Genomic DNA, 820 nt, shown 5'->3' with positions numbered 1-820 from the left:
GTACTCCCCGCCGCCCCGGCAGACCCCGGGCGACGTCACCGGCCACGTCCCGCTGCCGCCCGGCGAACCCGTCGCCGCCCCGGCCCCGGCCGTCCCCGACCCGGCGACCACGATGCTGGCGGTGCTGCTCATCGGCCCCGCGGGCGCCGGCAAGACCAGCGTCGCCAAGTACTGGGCCGACCACCGCCGCACCCCCACGGCCCACATCAGCCTCGACGACGTCCGCGAGTGGGTCCGCTCCGGCTTCGCCGACCCGCAGCGCGGCTGGAACGACCACTCCGAGGCCCAGTACCGCCTGGCCCGCCGCACCTGCGGCTTCGCCGCCCGCAACTTCCTCGCCAACGGCATCTCCTGCATCCTCGACGACGCGATCTTCCCCGACCGCCCCGCCGTGGGCCTCGGCGGCTGGAAACGGCACGTGGGCCCCGGCCTGCTGCCGGTCGTCCTCCTGCCCGGCCTGGAAGTCGTCCTGGAGCGCAACGCGGAGCGCTCCGGCAACCGCCGCCTCACGGACGAGGAGGTCGCGCGCATCCACGGCCGGATGGCCGGCTGGTACGGCTCGGGCCTGCCGATCATCGACAACTCGCAGCTCGACGTGGAGTCCACGGCGCGCGTTCTGGACGAGGTGCTGGCGAGGGCGATTGCAAGTCCGCCGAAGTGGTAGCCGAACACAGGTAACCCCTATCCGGCACCCCGCACCCGGCAGTCGCTCAGGAGCCCCCCTTGGTCCCCCGAACGGCACTCCCAGAACCGGCACATTTCGCCACAGACTCCTACGCTCGACTCATGTCAGACGCGTACGCAACCCGCCGAACCCGCC

1 protein-coding gene is annotated in these 820 nt (G+C 73.0%); it reads left to right on the top strand.

All coding sequences use genetic code 11. The features are described from left to right. On the top strand, nucleotides 1-664 hold a 664-nt coding region (locus AOK24_RS05730; protein WP_055718959.1), incomplete at its 5' end, for an AAA family ATPase. Nucleotides 665-820: the final 156 nt, after the last annotated feature.

Origin of the sequence: Streptomyces niveiscabiei, assembly GCF_001419795.1 — a bacterium.
GTDB classification, from domain to species: Bacteria; Actinomycetota; Actinomycetes; order Streptomycetales; family Streptomycetaceae; genus Streptomyces; species Streptomyces niveiscabiei.
The sequence above is the reverse complement of the archived record's forward strand: the minus strand, read 5'-3'. Positions and strand labels throughout refer to the sequence as shown.